The following is a 14,915-nucleotide window of genomic DNA, read 5'->3' on the forward strand; positions in this document are numbered from 1 at the left end:
TTGGAAAAAGCGAGCCGGGGTCGCGCCCGACCGCACCCGTTGGCCCTGAGCATTTTCACAGACCGTTGCAGCCCAGAGGTTTAGCTAAAATCACCACGAGTTATCGCGCTTCTTAGGTTAAAGGCCGGGCTTGGTGGCGCCGTCGCCGGCTTGCTCCTGGGCCCCGGCAGCCTGTCATTTGCCGACACCAACCCCAAGGACATCCGCGCCCAATACCCCTGGCTTGAACACGAGACCTATCTGAACAGCGCGGGCATGATGCCGCTTTCGATTGCCGCAAAGGCAGCGCTCCAAAAGTACATCAACATCCAACATTTGGGGTACCACCGGCCGGAAGAAGCGTTTCGTCGCGAGGTTAACCGCAACACGGGGAAACTGTTCGCCAACATGATCGGGGCGGCGCCAAACGAGGTCACCGAAATCACTTGCACCAATCCCACCAAGATCGACCTACGCGGCCGCCTCAAGAAAGCGGGCATTCGCGCGAATGTCGGCCAAAACCGAATGCGCATTTCGCCGGCCCAATTCAACAATCAGTCAGACATGGACAAGCTGCTCAATGCCTTGGCTTAATCCGACCTCAGGGTGAAAACCTAGCCCGCATTTCTCACGAGGATTCGTCGCGAGAAGCTGAAAGCCTTGTGAGTACGAAGATTACGACTAAGAGACTGCCCAGGGGTCCGACCTTTCGCGGGGCCGACCATTCGCGGGGCCGACTATTCGCGGGGCCGACCATTCGCGGGGCCGACCATTCGCGGGGCCGACCATTCGGCGTAGCAGCTGAGGCGAAGGCGGCTCGACCGAGGAAGGCGGATGGCCGCCCCGCGGAAGGCAAACCCTCGTAATCGCATGGGTTTCATGGTTCGTAGCAGAATTCCTTGTGAGAAATGCGGGCTAGTCCTTTCCCCGGGGCAAAAGCGCCCTAAAAAGACCTTCAAGCGAGCAATCGAAATACGGCAATTCGTTCGCCACCAATGCATCTGAATCTTTGCTGGGGAAAACATCATCGTGATGAATGATGGCAATTCCCGCGTTCAAATTGGTTGTGGCAAACACATATTCATCGAGCAAATTGACGTGACCGATGATGAATGCTTTCTCTTTGAGCATAGGTTGGTATTCATCCACATCCCATGCCTCTCTGATCTGTTCGTTCCCAAAGAAATCGACACGCGCCAACTTAGGGCCCTCATCTTCTTCTAAGTAGGGGTAGAGCATTGCTTGATCAATATCATGGGGCATTCTCAAAAAGTTCAGACGCGCCACAAAAGCGGCCCAACCATCCATCGCTTCTGAAATCGTCCGGTAGGGCGTCTTCAAGAGCGCAGGCAGTTGACTTTCGCCCGCGGCTCTTCATAATCTTGCTCCATCATGCAAATACCTCTTGTATTTATAGAGTTTTAGGTAATCGCAAATTTCAACTGAGCAAGAGCCGGCTACCTTACTTCCCCTTATCCCCTAGGAACACAGTTCCCGGCATTTACGCTTGATGTTTTACTTTTGTCGGCCGTGGTCATCAAGCATCCGTTTTATCTCTTGATATGCCGTGGTATCAAGTTCCAACGCCTTAAATTCGGTCATGGTCTCGTTGAGGATGGTGCGAACATCGCGACCTTCCTCATCCTTCGTTTCCAATGAAGCACCGCGCTGCAAAGCACTGCGCACGGTGGCGACACGTCCCCACAGGATCCCCAACCGAAGTTGTTGATCCAGGTCTTTAAGGATGTCAATGAGGGTCGGTTCGGTGGCATCGCCGGCCGGTACCTTGCGGTAAATGTCCCGCAGCGCCGCGATGGACGGCCTGGCAATAACAACGTGTTCAAAAGGACCGAGACCATCGACGATTTTGTTAGGGTCGGCGCCGGCTTCCAGGAGACTTTTCACCATGTACGGATTGCCACAAACAACGGCGCGCATCAATGGGGTTCCGTATTTGGGATGAAAACCATTCACATCAGCGCCCCCTAAAAGTTTCACCCGAATCTGCTCTGGATCCATGTCCTTTTTGGACAGTGTTTGCAACAAGGCGACGGTCCGGTCCAAATGCGCGGGATTCTCGAACCGGAGCCCCGATCTAACCTGTTTAAAGGCAGGCTTTGCCGCGAGCACGCAGGACTCGGAGCCGATCGCCATGAGCACGTAGGTATCAGCTGACTGAGCAGTGAAGAAAAAAAGTAAACGCATGGGTTGGCCTTCCATTTCGGCGCCAACCTCCGCGGTGAGCACGGGCATACCACCATCATCCGTCACGGACGCCTCTGCCAAGACGTGGATGGCACCCAAATCTTCAGCAAGGCCGTTTTTGTAGTGTTGCCACACCTGATCCAAGTCGGTCACAAGCAGGTTCATTCTGAGTAAGGTCAGCGTACATTCACCGCCGTTGCGCGGTGCGGCCGCCATCAAAAGGCTTTCATTCTCAGGGATGGAAACCAATTCCAGGGATTCAGGCAATTGAAAACTGCCGCCTGAAAACCGGAGTTCCACCGGATCTGAGAGCCAAGCCGCGATTAGGAAAAGAAGCATGTTACCGTCCCCGTCTTTGGTTGAAGATTGGCCTAGTTTACCGTAGCAGTGTGAGTCTACCCCAGTGCCTTCACAAAAACGATCAGTGGGTTGGCGTATTATCCTGCGACAGGGAATCCGGTTAACGGGCAACATGCCTCCGAATAAGAGCTGGAGCCGATCCTCCGCGGTTTAGGTTAACAGGTAATATGACAGGGGTTTGCGGTGGCGATCCGCGCTAAAAAGAGATGACCCTTGTGCCGCTTCGCAGCCCCGCTACCTATTGGGTTCCCCGTCAGCCTTAAAAAATTGAAAAAGGGTTGTCAGTGTTCTTGCCGACCTCACGCATAGCTCTCCTAAGAGGGAGGTGCTCGTTTTTGGCGGGCGGCCTCCTCATCCGATTTGGAGGAGAATGATGTTTCAGATCCTATTGCTTGTATGCACCGTTTTTCACCCACCTGCAGAAAGCCGGGTCATCGAGAACCCAATGCAGGCCCCCCACGGGCTGGGTTTTGCCATTGATCAGCGAGAGACGGATTTATGCATCATCCGTGAACGACCCGTCGAAGAGGCTTATCTTCGCGATCTGCAACAACAGGCGCTGTTATGGAAGCGCAACCGGGGGTTGAAAAAAAATCAGACCGTGACCTTTGATGTCGCGTGGCACAACATCTTGGGTTTTGCGACCCAGGAACGGGCTGAAACCTTGGTCGATCTTCTCAACGACGCCTTGGTGGATTCAGGGATTCGTTTCGAGCTGGTTTCCTTCGACTACGTGTGGCGTAGTGAATGGTTCCAACTGGACCTTTGGACGGCCGAGGAAATGGACATGAAAGAGACACTCCGCGTGGGGACCTCGACCACGCTGAATGTTTATTCCTGTGTACCCAGTTACCAGGGAACACGTGTTGCCGGCTCCTCGGCATTTCCCGACGATTACGGTGACGATCCCGTACGAGACGGCATCGTCCTTGATGTCGCCTTCAGCCCGGTGGGCGGTGAAGGCGGCGCGACCTTCATCCACGAGGTGGGTCACTGGCTGGGGTTGCGCCATACCTTTGGTCCATCCTGCGCAACCGATAACGATTTGGTGGACGATACGGAGACGCATCTCAAACCAGATCTTTCGAACCCGCCGCCCGCCGGAACCTGTCCCACCTCCCAGTTTTGCCCCCTGGGTCGTACCGGTCCGGTCGAGAACTTTATGAACTACGGTTTTGCCGGTTGCCAGACCCTGTTTACCGCCGGGCAAATAGGGCGCACCGAGGACCAAGTCGCCATGTATCGGCCGGCGCCGCTCACCGCCGCGGAAATGAACGGACCGGAGGTGTTGCACGCCGGCAGGCCCGCGGTCTGGTCGGTTGACGTTGAAACCGGCTATGGACCCTATACCTACAGTTGGCATGTTGCGCAGGGTTTCGGCATTACCCCCATTGGTTCCAACGCCCGGGAAATTACGGACACGGTTCGCTGCACGTTACGCGATTGTGAACGGTATGAGGAGCTTGTGACCATTGCGTGCACCATCACCGACAGCGAAGGGCAGCAGATTACGGTAGAACATCAGGTTTTGGTCTGGAATTAACAGGCAACCGCGCTTTGGCGGAACACCCTTGACTGGTCTGGGGTGTTCCGCAACCAACTCAGATTTCGCCCAAAATTTACGAGATCAAAATTTGCAAGTGAGTTTTCGTCCCTCCTGGTTATTTCGCCGAAATTGATCAAGCCCCGCGGGAACCCTATAATCAATACCCCTAATGTCGTTTGCCGACAACGGGGGGAAGAACTTGGAGATCACGGGTTTATTGGCCGCATGGCGTGCCGGCGAGGAGACCGCCCTCGCGCGACTCATGGAAGCGGTTCACGGTCACTTACGCGAGCTGGCGCGGCGGCAATTCGCGCGTGAGCGGCCGGATCACACCTTGCAACCGACCGCGCTGATCAATGAACTCTTTCTTCGGCTCCAACATGATTTGGCGATTCCCTGGGATGATCGCAACCATTTCTTTGCCGTGGCCGCCCACATCATGCGCCGGATCCTGGTTGATCACGCGCGAAAGAAACAGGCCTTGTGTCGCGGCGGAGACGACGTCACCCTGCATGCCGACGAGCAAATGTTGCCTGGCGTTGGACCCCAAAGCATTGAGATTTTGGCTTTGGACCACGCTTTAAAGGGTTTGGCGCGTATTGACGCCGTGCAACACCAGGTGGTGGTGATGCGTTTTTTTGGCGGTTTGACTGTTGCGGAAACAGCTTCCGTGATGGCGGTTACGGAGCGGACCGTCCATCGGAAATGGGCGGCGGCGCGTCTGTGGCTTTTGGGCCAATTGCGGGAAACGTGATGGACACGCAACGGCAGCGACGCATCACCTCGCTTTTAGAATCCCTTTTGGAATTACCCGAGGAGCACCGCTCGGCCTACCTCGATGAAATCGCGTGCGACGACCCGTCGCTGCGACTTGCCGTAGGGGACTTATTAGAACTGGAAGATCGCGCTCGGGTCTGGATGCCCGATGAGACGGTCTCGTGTGCGCGGCCCCTGGAAAAAATCGGTCCCTATCGGGTCGTTCGAGAATTGGGTGCCGGCGGCATGGGGGTGGTGTTTCTCGCCGAGCGCGACGACGAAACCTACCAACAGCAGGTTGCCGTCAAACTGATGCGCCCCGGCATGGTTTCCGCCGAGACACGACGCCGTTTTTTTAGGGAACGGCAAATCCTTGCCGATCTGGCGCATCCCAACATCGCACGGCTTTTGGACGGCGGCACCACCGAAGACGGCGCACCCTACCTGGTCATGGAGTACGTACAGGGTCAGACCTTGGATCGTTACTGTGACGAACGGCGACTGAGCCTCAAACAACGCATCGGCCTGATCATGTCGATTTGCCGCGGTTTGGAGGCCGCCCACCGGAACCTGGTCGTCCACCGAGACCTAAAGCCGGCCAATGTGATGGTGACCGAGGCGGGTCAACCCAAGTTACTGGATTTTGGGATCGCCCACCTCATCCATCCTCATGAAGGGCCGGCCACGGCAACGGGTTCGCGTTTGATGTCACCGCGTTACGCTTCGCCGGAACAAATCCTGGGTTTGCCCATCACAACGTCTTGCGATGTCTACGCCCTGGGGGTTCTCCTCCATGAACAATTAACCGGTGTTTCTCCTTACGATCTTGAAACCGACTCTTTCGCGGCGTTGGAACAAGCGATCACCAAACAACCACCCCCTTCGCCGGCGGAACAGTTCCGCCGTTTGAAACGCCGCAAGCCAGTCCAAATAAGGGAGATCGCCTCACGCCGCGCCACCACGCCCGGGGCGATGTTGCGTTCCCTGCAGGGCGATCTGTCGCACATCGTGGTCAAAGCGCTTGAGAAGGATCCAGAGCGGCGTTATGCCTCGGTACAAGCCCTACGGCAAGACCTGGAACGGTTTTGCCAAGGGCACCCGATCCTCGCGCGCCCGCAAACCTGGCGTTACCGCGGCATGCGGTTCCTCAAGCGCAACCGGTTGCCGGTAGCGGTTGCCTTCCTGTTTGTGGCGCTTCTGGTTGGGTTTTCGCTCCAGGCGCACATCCAACGAGACCGCTTGGCCTTGGAGCGAGACCAGGCTGCACGGGAACGGGACAAGGCGCAGGCCGTCCTCAATTTCGTACAAGACCTATTGCGGCAGGGCGATCCTGGTGTGGCGGGCGTGCGTGATATCGGTATCAAAGAAGTCCTCTCGCGGGGATTTCGACTCTCACAAATCAGCATGCGCGATCAACCTGAAACCCGGGCCGCCATGCTCAACACCATCGGCCGCACCTTTATCTCTTTGGGTGAATTTGATCAGGCGGAACAGTTGCTCCAACAGATCGCGCCGTCATCACCGTCTCAAGGTCCGTTGATGGCGGTGGCGCAATTTGAAGCGCAATTGAATTTGGCCGCCCTTGATTATTGGCGGGGTCATGCCCAGGCTTGCATTGATCGCCTGGTCGCCAACGCCGCGTTCCCCGAGGGCACGCCGCTTGCCACGCGGGCCCGCTACTACCAAACGCTGGCGCGCGCCTATAACGAAAGCGGTCGGTATGACCAGGCCATACAAACCCTTGCCTTTTCGCGACACATGGCGGATGCACTTCCCGCGGAAGTGGCGGTCTCCGCGCAAATGGATAACTTCAGTTTAATGGGCCTGGTTCATCTCAACCGGGGCGCGTACGATCTTTCCGAGGCGGCCCTGAACCAGGGTCTGGCGCTCGGGCACAAAACGTGGGGCGAGGCCCACCCAAAGGTCAGCGATCAGATTTATTCGCTGGGGTTAACCGCGCTGCATCGCGGGGATTATGCCCGTTCCGAGAAACTGCTTACCAAGGCACATCAGTTGGACGGCGCCTACTGGGGCGCGGACAGTTACTATGTGGCCAAATCGCTTTCATCGTTGGGAACCGTTTACTTATGCCAAATGCGCTTCGACCTCGCACATTCAAAATTTAAGGCGGTCGCGGCCATTTACGAACGATCCCTGGGTGAGAACCACGCCTCAATTGGTCAGGTCCACCTCAATTTGGCCCAAACCAGCCGTTACCGGCGTGAAGCCGAGGCGGCCCTGTTCCACGCAACCAAGGCGTTGACCTTAAACCGCGACAGATTGGGCGCCCGTCATCCCGAGACCCTGGCCGCGCTTCAAGTCAAAGCAGCGATCTTGGCGGATAAAGGCTGTTTGGGCGAAGCCGTTGCCCTCGGCCACGAGTTGGTGGACGTTTCGCGAGGACTGGAGCAGGACCCGTTCCGCTTACCCGGCGCGCTCCTTCAGCTTGCCGTCTTTTATAAAAACAAAGACATGCCGCACATAGCGCATGACCTGGCGGGCGAAGCTTCCGACCTTTTTCAGGGCTTTGCACCCAGACACATCAACAGCCTGAACGCCGATAAGGTCGCCGGCGAAACCGCCCTCCACTTGAAGCGGCCCCGGGTCGCGGCGATCCATCTCGACCGCGCCTGGCGGCTTGCCATCGAACTAATGGGCGAAAAGGCCCCCTTGACAAAAGAAATCAAAACGCTGCGAACCGCGGCGTTTGAACGCCTTGATCAGGATGGATGATGCTCGAATTCGTCCGCCACGGCCTCGAGACAACCGCGTTTTAGGCGAGGGTTTCTGTATTAATGCCTTGGATAATTCCTCAATACGACGGGAGGTGAAACCGCGATTTCGCGCGTCCTGTTCTTTGGCGCGTTCGAGACCGGCTTGGAAGATATTGAAGCCTTCTTCCGCTTGTTTGCGGAAGGTGATTCAATAAACCCGGTTGCCGTCTACATACAAGGCTTGGATCGCAATGTCTTTTATCGTCGTCGGTTCAACGGTCAAAGGGTTGGCCGAAAGAATGACGAAATCCGCTTTTTTTCCCTTTTCCAAACTGCCGATCAAGTTCTCCATATTAAGAGCCTTGGCCGCGTTGATCGTCACCGCTTTTAATGCTTCGATGACCGGAATTCCATCCGCCGCCACGCCGCCTTGGTAGGGAACCAAGGTGCCTTCACCCGTCAGGGTTTGACCGGTTTTAAATGTCTGGCGGGTGGCCGCAGTTCGCACCATGAGCAGCGGGTTCGGCGGGTACATCGGCGTATCCGTATGAAACGAAATCGATAGTCCCGCGTCGACCGCTTCCTTTAGCGGCATCACGCTTGCCAAGGCCGATTGGTTGAGCATGTTTTCAAAATCCGCGCCGTACCAATAAATGTGTAATACGTGGAAACTCAGGTGAATGCCGTGCTCTTTGGCGTTCTGGATTTCTGAGTCACCCAACCAACCGTTGTGTTCCAGTCGGTAGCGAACCGATTGCGCCGTCGGCGGTAGTTTCGAGACCTGTTGACTCTGTTCGTAAAAGTTCAAAACATCGTCGCCGGCCTGGGAGCCCTGGGTGTGGGTGGCGATCAAGCCGTGTTTGACAGACGCGTTGATCGAGGTCAAAAAGTTGCCTCGGTTTTGGTTGTTGTAATTGGCGTGACCGCAATCCTTATCAGCGTCGTCGGCGTATTGCGGAATGCCCAGTTGTTGCGTAAGCCAGTTGTTCTGGTAATACTGACTTTGGTTGCAATCCATATACATGCTGCCCGAATAAGGTGCGCCGTCATACCAGTACTTGGTCCCCAGCCAATCGATCCACTCGCGTTGGGATTGGGTCAGCGGGTCGAAAAAAACGGGTCGCGTTTTACCCTTATCCTGGCTGGGGTCGGGGCCTAGGGAAAAAATGCGCATGCGCATACGATGGTGAAGCGCCGCGTCGATCAGCAGGCCCATCTGTACTTCGGGGGTCCCCATGACCCCCACCGTGGAAATCCCTTTTTGATGATAGTTTTGAATGGTTTCCTTCATAACCACAAAGGATTCAGTGGCAATGGGGTTTTCCAACATAAACGCGCTAATTGCGACATTGACGCCTTCCGCCTCCTGGAAACGCCCGATTAAGTTCCCCTTATCGTCACGTAGGCAAAAGTTGGAGGGTTGGTTTTTACAGCGATTTTCTAAGTGGTATTTCTCCATCCATTTAGTATTGGTATATATGGTATGCATACTTTGCAACATAATCGAGATGGGGACATCGGGGTTAAACGTTTGATCCAAAACCTGGGCCGGCGTCGTACCCGGCTTGTCTAACCAAGGCAGGTTATCGCTGGTAGATTGGTTTACGGGCCCGTAAAAAATAGGGTCCCAACCGAAAAACATAATGCTTTTGTTGTTGTCGGCTTCTCTTGCGGCTATGACTTTTTTGATCTGTTGTTCCAGACCTTCGGGGTAGCTGAGCTGACCTGAATAGCTCGTATTGTCGGCGGCGTATAGGTCGAGTGGGCTGACATTGGTGACCCAAGGGAAGCGAACCAAGTTCCACAAATCGGGATGGGTATGGGGTTCGATGAAACTGGGTAACACCACGGCTCCCGGTTTGAGCAACAGCTTGCCGGCTTTGGCCCCATACTGTTTCTCCAGATCGGCCAAGGTGCCCAAGGCCAGGATGGTGCCGTTTTGAATCGCCATGGCCTCGTACTGATTGAGATTGGCATCCATTGTGATGACGGCACCGCCGCTGACAAGGGTGACGCCTTTGCTAGGATCCGCATCCTTAGTTAGGGGATTGTGGGCGAGCAGGTCGGCAAGGATTAGGACGAGGAAAAAAGCGAAACGCATGGCCGGCTCCCTGAGTTGTGAGTCCGTAGGTTTTGTTGGTAGGGGTAATTTACATATTCACCGAAAATTAATTTATATGTCAAGTTAAATGCTTTACCGACAAAGCTGCAACTCATGTAAAATGCATAAAACCACCGCCCCCAATGAGAAAGCGCTGTTACCAATGTGAGGTCACCTATGCCTTGTCCGGCTGTTGTTTGTTGCCTAGCTTTGCTGTCGGTTCCGATGCTCGCCACTTCTTCCAACCAAGAGGACATCATCTTCCGCAACGGAACCGTGTTAACCATGAACCCCGCCCAACCCCATGCCCAAGCGGTTTGGGTCAAAAACGGCATCATCCTAGCCGTTGGCGAGGAGGACTTGGTGATGGAACACGAAACCAAACACACGCGGGTCATTGATCTTCAGGGCGGAACCTTGATGCCCGGTTTCATCGAACCGCACGGTCACTTGCTGGGAACCGTCGTTTTCAGTTTGGCAAATCAGTTGTCGCCCTGTCTGCCCGCCCCCTACCAAAACTTGTTGGATGCTCGTGACGGCAAGGAACAACCCGACTGTCCGCTGTATATCTACAATGCTTTGATGAACTTAGCGAAAAAAACACGAGGTGGTAAAGGCTGGATTTTTGGCTTGGGTCTGGATCCTTCGCGTATGGCTTATAAAAAAGGGGTGCCCGCTTCGGTTTTTCACGACAACCCACGCAAGATTTTGGATGCGACCTTCCCCGCCGACCGCCCCGTTTTTATTATGGATCAGTCGGGTCACCTTGCTTACGTCAACACCAAAGCTTTTGAGGCGATCAAGGTATGTGCGCAAGCCGACCCCTGTCCCTCGGATAGGAAAACCCCCCCAACGGCACCGCCGCCCGGCGTTTGGGTCATCGATCCCGAGACCGGTCAATTTACCGGTCTGCTCCAAGAACAAGAAGCCTTCGGCCCTTTTATTAAAGCCATGGCCGGCGACACCGTGCTTGGTGCGTTGACCAATGAGATGAACGATCCCGAGACGTTGAAAAAAGCTTATGAAGGAAGCCTGTCGGCATTGCGCAATATTGCACGCACCGGGGTTACCACCTTTGTCAACGGCGGGGTGAATACCAGCGCCGAGGTACTGTTTATTGAAACCCTGATGCAGAAATGGGCCAAACCCATGTTTCGGGTTCGTTCCCTCTACGCATGGGACTTTGAAAAAGAGGCGCCTAAAAAGATCAAACCCACCTTTTGGGACGAAACCAATCAGGGGATGTACTCGGTTTCCGGGGTGAAGCTGTGGGCCGACGGTTCCACGCAAGGTTGTACCGCCAATTTGTTTGCACCCTATGCGGCACGCGGTGCCTGTTCTTCCGCGGGTTACGGCAATGAGAACTTCGCTTGGCAAACCATTCAAACCAACCTCGAACCCTATTGGAACGCGGGTTGGGCCGTGCAGGTCCACGCCAACGGCGATCAGGCGGTTCAAAATACGCTGCGCGCTATGGCTTCCTTGCAGGCTGCCAAAGCCAACAACCATCCCCACGTTTTGATTCATTTTACCGTCGGTGACGACCGCCTCGTTTCGCAGGTGGCCGAAATCCGTGAGGGCGTATTTGTGTCGCCCGTGGATGTGTCGGTCACCCACCTTATCGGTCACGTGGCTTATTGGGGCGGCGCGTTCCAAAACATTCTCGACGGTTTATCGCCGCCGGAAAAAGATGAGACGGGTCGTGTTCCGTACCTCGACCCCACGGGTTTGGAATTGCGCCACGGCGTACCCTTTTCCTTCCATAGTGATACACCGGTTTCGGTGGTGAATCCTCTTTGGTTTGTCAGCCAAGCCGTGACACGGCTGACCTGGTTCTACCCGAACCTGGCGGCCAATCAAGCCTCGCAGATGCCCGGCGATCAAACCATCACGGTGCAGCAAGCGCTTGAGGCGATTACCATTGTTCCGGCCCGACAAAATGGCATTAGTAACTATGTTGGTTCGATTGAAGTGGGTAAAGTCGCCGACTTGGTGCATCTCGCCCAAAACCCCTTAACCACACGACCCATGGATATTCGCGCCATTCCCGTGATCGCCACCTATGTCCACGGCATGGAGCATATTTGGGTGGAGGATGAAAAGTAGACACGCCGTGCGCCGCTTGGGCCAGGTAACATCATTGAAGAAACAGGTGATTATGAGCCGACACAGCTTGTAGGCCGCTGGTCAAATCAAGCCATGCGGAAACAAAAAATATCCCACCGCAAACGTCCACGCAAAGCATTCATGCAAATCAACGCCACCATTGAGGAAGCGCGGATGCGGGGAGCAAAATAAGGTGGGTGGAACCACCGCAACACATCGGATGCTTGCATCTGAAACACCTGTTTCGGTAAGTCTGCGCCAACCAAAAAACCTTGGTGTGACGACTGGGTATCGTGACCACACGACACCCTGACGATACCCATGAAAAAAGCCCCTATGCAGGGGCTTTTCTAAAGTGTTTGATTTTAGCGGTTTAAGTGATGCCCCCAGTCCGACTCGAACGAACGACCTACGGTTTACAAGACCGTTGCTCTACCAACTGAGCTATAGGGGCACAATCAAACAAGCGCCGATTATACGCAAAATCACTCAGGTCCTCAAGCTTTTTTTCGTATATTCACAAGCCGCATTATTCCAAACACTTAAACCAAAAACCGTATCGCCCCGGGGTCCTCCCCCATCGCCTCGGGGCCCTCCCGCTTCTGTAATTTTTTCTCCTTTAACGGAGGCGGCGGTTTGGAGGATGGGGGTGATGCGCCTTCTCGTAATACCAACCGCACCGGAATTTGATACTTTCTTGGGGAAAGGACGGGTTGGGTCGTGCGCATTCTATGTTGCATCGCATGTTTGCCATTTCCCGCCGAAGGAGTTTCATTCACCATGACATCCGCCTACCCCTCCCCCAACCTGCCGTCCGCTTCGCCTCGTTTGGCCTTGCTTGCCTTGCTGATTTTGGTGCCGATGCCTTCGATTGGGACGGCCGGGGCTATGGTTTTTGAAGCAACCGCCGGGACGCCCCTCGGCCAAGCACTTTATTCGCTGGCCAAGGTTGGACTTTTGTTGTTTCCACTCGTTTGGTTTCTTAAGGCCGAGGGTGGCAAAATGCAGGTTCCATCTTGGGATGGGCGTGGCTTGGGGCTTGGGATCGCTTCCGGGCTTGTGATTAGCGCGATTATTGTTGGGGCATACCTGCTGCTGGGCCCCGCGTCGATTGATCCGGCAACGGTACAGGCCGCGGCGGCGAAGTCCGGGCTCGATAACCGGATGGTGTTTTTTGGGCTGGCGACCTACATCTGCCTGGTGAACGCGCCGCTTGAAGAATATGTTTGGCGCTGGTTTGTTTATCGGCAGTGTGAAACCTTGGTGGCCAAACCCGCGGCGGTGGTGCTTGCCGCGCTGTTTTTTACGGTACACCACGTGGTGGCGCTCAGCGTTCAGTTCGATCTGTTGGTTACCGCGCTTTGCTCGCTCGGCGTTTTTGTCGGCGGATGCATTTGGTCTTGGTTTTATGCGCGTTACCGGAGTGTTTGGCCCGGAACGGTGAGCCACATTATTGTGGATGTGGCGATTTTTTGGGTGGCTTATCAGCTTATTTTTGGGGCCGGTTAAGCACCTTTTGTTTCGGCTCGGGCGCCTTGCTTATTGCTTGCTCCAGCGCGCGTAGGTGCCGCTTGGCAAAACGCATTCCGAGCTTTCCATGGGGACGGTCATCTCGCCGCCTTCGATTTGGGTGAGCGGTAGGTCAAACACCTGGTGCAGGATGTTGCGCAGACACCATTCGGTGTAACCCGGCGTGTGACAACTCAACAGGATGAAATGCAGCGGGTCGGCCAGTTGTTTGATCAGTTCGAGCAGGGGGATCAGGTCTTTTTCGATGCGCCAGATTTGGTTTTTGGCGCCGCGGCCGTAGGTGGGCGGATCGAGGATGAAGCCGTGGTAACGGCGGCCGCGACGGACCTCGCGTTCTAGGAACTTGGTGGCGTCGTCGACAATCCAGCGGGTGGGATGGTCGGCCAAATTGTTCAATTCGAAGTTTTCGCGGGCCCAAGTGACCACGCCTTTGGCGGCGTCTAGGTGGGTGACCCGTGCGCCGCCGCGCGCGGCGGCCAGGGAGCTGCCGCCGGTGTAACCGAACAGGTTAATGACTTCCATTTCCGGGTCGTTCGCTTGCTCAGTGATCCAGTCGAGGTTGGTGTGACCCTGCTCCGGGAAGAGGCCGATGTGGCCGAAATCGGTAAGCTTGGCGCGAAAAAGGAAGTTCTGCCAGGAGATCGTCCACTCGGCGGGCGGTTTGTTTTTGTAGTCCCAGTAACCGCCGCCTTTGTTGGTTCGGATATGGATCCCGTCGATGGCGTCGCGCCAGGGGTGTGGCTCCCCCATTTTGGGCCAAAAGGCTTGGGCGGCTTGGCGGATGACTTTGTAGGGGCCGACCAACTCAAGTTTCTGCTCCTCGCCGGCGTCCAACAATCGGTACGGCAGTACGGTTTCGCTCGATTTGCTCATGGGTCCCCCCTCGGAATAAACCACCCGGTTCCCGCTCGATATCGAGGGAACCTTGTTAAGATAGAGCCGCTTGGAATCGCGCCGACCCGCTTGCCGGCGCGTGTTGGGATCGCGGCGCGCGAGTTTAGCACGAAGCAGGGCTTTTGCGTCCACTCTACCACCTAAAAAGCACGAGTCGCGCATCTTAGGGATAAGCGCCGCCTCCAATTTCCTCGCAGCGCTTCAGCCTGATCCGCGGATCGGGCTTGCTACTTGTCTGAATCACTTTATGTGCAAATAGGAGAACCACCATGGAAGGTAATACCCACTTGGACGGCGCGTGCTTGTGCCGTCAAACTCGTTTAATCGCAGCCCAACCCACCGACAAGGTCGGCGCCTGCCACTGCGTCATGTGTCGCCGCTGGGGCGGCGGTCCGCTGCTCGCCATTGACTGTGGCACGGAAGTCACCCTGGAAGGCGAGGAACACATCGGCCTCTTCGATTCATCGGAATGGGCGGAGCGCGGGTTTTGCAAAAACTGCGGAACCCATCTGTTCTACCGACTCAAGGGCATCAACCAATACATTGTTCCGGCCGGTTTGTTTGGCGACCGTGACAGTCACGAATTCGACCACCAAGTCTTCATCGACCACAAGCCGGCGTATTACGACTTTGCCAACCAAACAGAAAATATGACGGGCGCGGAAGTGTTCGCCAAATACGCACCGACCGGCGAATAACCGCGCAAGTGCAACCACACCGGGGG

At 55.6% G+C, this 14,915-nt stretch carries 11 protein-coding genes and 1 tRNA gene; 7 read left to right on the plus strand and 5 right to left on the minus strand.

Annotation, left to right across the window (positions count from 1 at the left end; translation table 11 throughout):
• The first annotated feature begins 150 nt into the window (after positions 1-150).
• Positions 151-573 (plus strand): hypothetical protein, encoded by a 423-nt coding sequence (locus J3U88_RS29065; RefSeq protein ID WP_207862531.1) that lies wholly within the window; start codon positions 151-153, stop codon positions 571-573.
• A gap of 321 nt (positions 574-894) precedes the next feature.
• Here J3U88_RS29065 and J3U88_RS29070 read toward each other — a convergent pair whose 3' ends face one another.
• Together J3U88_RS29070 and J3U88_RS29075 are read right to left on the minus strand one after the other, a co-directional pair.
• Positions 895-1,287: a hypothetical protein gene (locus J3U88_RS29070; RefSeq protein ID WP_207862532.1), complete on the minus strand. Its 393-nt coding sequence runs from the start codon at positions 1,285-1,287 to the stop codon at positions 895-897.
• Positions 1,288-1,494: 207 nt separating this feature from the next.
• Complete coding sequence (locus J3U88_RS29075; RefSeq protein ID WP_207862533.1) at positions 1,495-2,658, minus strand: ankyrin repeat domain-containing protein; 1,164 nt, start codon at positions 2,656-2,658, stop codon at positions 1,495-1,497.
• Positions 2,659-2,989: 331 nt separating this feature from the next.
• Here J3U88_RS29075 and J3U88_RS29080 point away from each other — a divergent pair, with 331 nt between their 5' ends.
• From J3U88_RS29080 to J3U88_RS29090, 3 genes are all read left to right on the plus strand, one after another.
• Positions 2,990-4,087, plus strand: coding sequence for a M43 family zinc metalloprotease (locus J3U88_RS29080; protein WP_207862534.1), 1,098 nt, complete (start codon positions 2,990-2,992; stop codon positions 4,085-4,087).
• A gap of 202 nt (positions 4,088-4,289) precedes the next feature.
• Positions 4,290-4,844, plus strand: coding sequence for an ECF-type sigma factor (locus J3U88_RS29085; RefSeq protein WP_207862535.1), 555 nt, complete (start codon positions 4,290-4,292; stop codon positions 4,842-4,844).
• Complete coding sequence (locus J3U88_RS29090; protein ID WP_207862536.1) at positions 4,844-7,579, plus strand: serine/threonine-protein kinase; 2,736 nt, start codon at positions 4,844-4,846, stop codon at positions 7,577-7,579. Before J3U88_RS29085 ends, J3U88_RS29090 begins: the two co-directional genes overlap by 1 nt.
• Before the next feature lie 189 nt (positions 7,580-7,768).
• Here J3U88_RS29090 and J3U88_RS29095 read toward each other — a convergent pair whose 3' ends face one another.
• Complete coding sequence (locus J3U88_RS29095) at positions 7,769-9,661, minus strand: amidohydrolase (RefSeq protein WP_207862537.1); 1,893 nt, start codon at positions 9,659-9,661, stop codon at positions 7,769-7,771.
• A gap of 177 nt (positions 9,662-9,838) precedes the next feature.
• Between J3U88_RS29095 and J3U88_RS29100 the strand changes: the two genes are divergently transcribed.
• Positions 9,839-11,767, plus strand: coding sequence for an amidohydrolase (locus J3U88_RS29100; RefSeq protein WP_207862538.1), 1,929 nt, complete (start codon positions 9,839-9,841; stop codon positions 11,765-11,767).
• 381 nt (positions 11,768-12,148) lie between these two features.
• Here the strand turns inward: J3U88_RS29100 and J3U88_RS29105 are convergent.
• Positions 12,149-12,221 (minus strand) — tRNA-Thr (locus J3U88_RS29105).
• Between the two features lie 326 nt (positions 12,222-12,547).
• Between J3U88_RS29105 and J3U88_RS29110 the strand changes: the two genes are divergently transcribed.
• Entirely contained in the window at positions 12,548-13,276 is a 729-nt protein-coding gene (locus J3U88_RS29110; RefSeq protein ID WP_207862539.1) for a CPBP family intramembrane glutamic endopeptidase, read from the plus strand.
• A gap of 30 nt (positions 13,277-13,306) precedes the next feature.
• On the opposite strand, the gene J3U88_RS29115 is transcribed toward J3U88_RS29110, so the two are convergent.
• The gene (locus J3U88_RS29115; RefSeq protein ID WP_207862540.1) at positions 13,307-14,170 is read right to left on the minus strand and encodes a class I SAM-dependent methyltransferase; all 864 of its coding nucleotides are present in this window, start codon (positions 14,168-14,170) and stop codon (positions 13,307-13,309) included.
• Between the two features lie 290 nt (positions 14,171-14,460).
• On the opposite strand from J3U88_RS29115, the gene J3U88_RS29120 reads away from it, so the two are divergent.
• A complete protein-coding gene (locus J3U88_RS29120) occupies positions 14,461-14,889 on the plus strand; it encodes a GFA family protein (RefSeq protein ID WP_207862541.1) in 429 nt (142 codons plus the stop codon).
• Positions 14,890-14,915 lie beyond the last annotated feature (26 nt).

This window comes from Acanthopleuribacter pedis, from assembly GCF_017377855.1.
Lineage (GTDB): Bacteria > Acidobacteriota > Holophagae > Acanthopleuribacterales > Acanthopleuribacteraceae > Acanthopleuribacter > Acanthopleuribacter pedis.

What these genes read in the sequence shown, in the direction of transcription:
- J3U88_RS29080 (WP_207862534.1), top strand. Translation starts at nt 2,990, where the DNA reads ATGCAGGCCCCCCACGGGCTGGGTTTTGCCATTGATCAGCGAGAGACG.
- J3U88_RS29110 (WP_207862539.1), top strand. Translation starts at nt 12,548, where the DNA reads ATGACATCCGCCTACCCCTCCCCCAACCTGCCGTCCGCTTCGCCTCGT.
- J3U88_RS29095 (WP_207862537.1), bottom strand. Translation starts at nt 9,661, where the DNA reads ATGCGTTTCGCTTTTTTCCTCGTCCTAATCCTTGCCGACCTGCTCGCC.
- J3U88_RS29090 (WP_207862536.1), top strand. Translation starts at nt 4,844, where the DNA reads ATGGACACGCAACGGCAGCGACGCATCACCTCGCTTTTAGAATCCCTT.
- J3U88_RS29120 (WP_207862541.1), top strand. Translation starts at nt 14,461, where the DNA reads ATGGAAGGTAATACCCACTTGGACGGCGCGTGCTTGTGCCGTCAAACT.
- J3U88_RS29070 (WP_207862532.1), bottom strand. Translation starts at nt 1,287, where the DNA reads ATGGATGGTTGGGCCGCTTTTGTGGCGCGTCTGAACTTTTTGAGAATG.
- J3U88_RS29075 (WP_207862533.1), bottom strand. Translation starts at nt 2,658, where the DNA reads ATGTTGCCCGTTAACCGGATTCCCTGTCGCAGGATAATACGCCAACCC.
- J3U88_RS29100 (WP_207862538.1), top strand. Translation starts at nt 9,839, where the DNA reads ATGCCTTGTCCGGCTGTTGTTTGTTGCCTAGCTTTGCTGTCGGTTCCG.
- J3U88_RS29115 (WP_207862540.1), bottom strand. Translation starts at nt 14,170, where the DNA reads ATGAGCAAATCGAGCGAAACCGTACTGCCGTACCGATTGTTGGACGCC.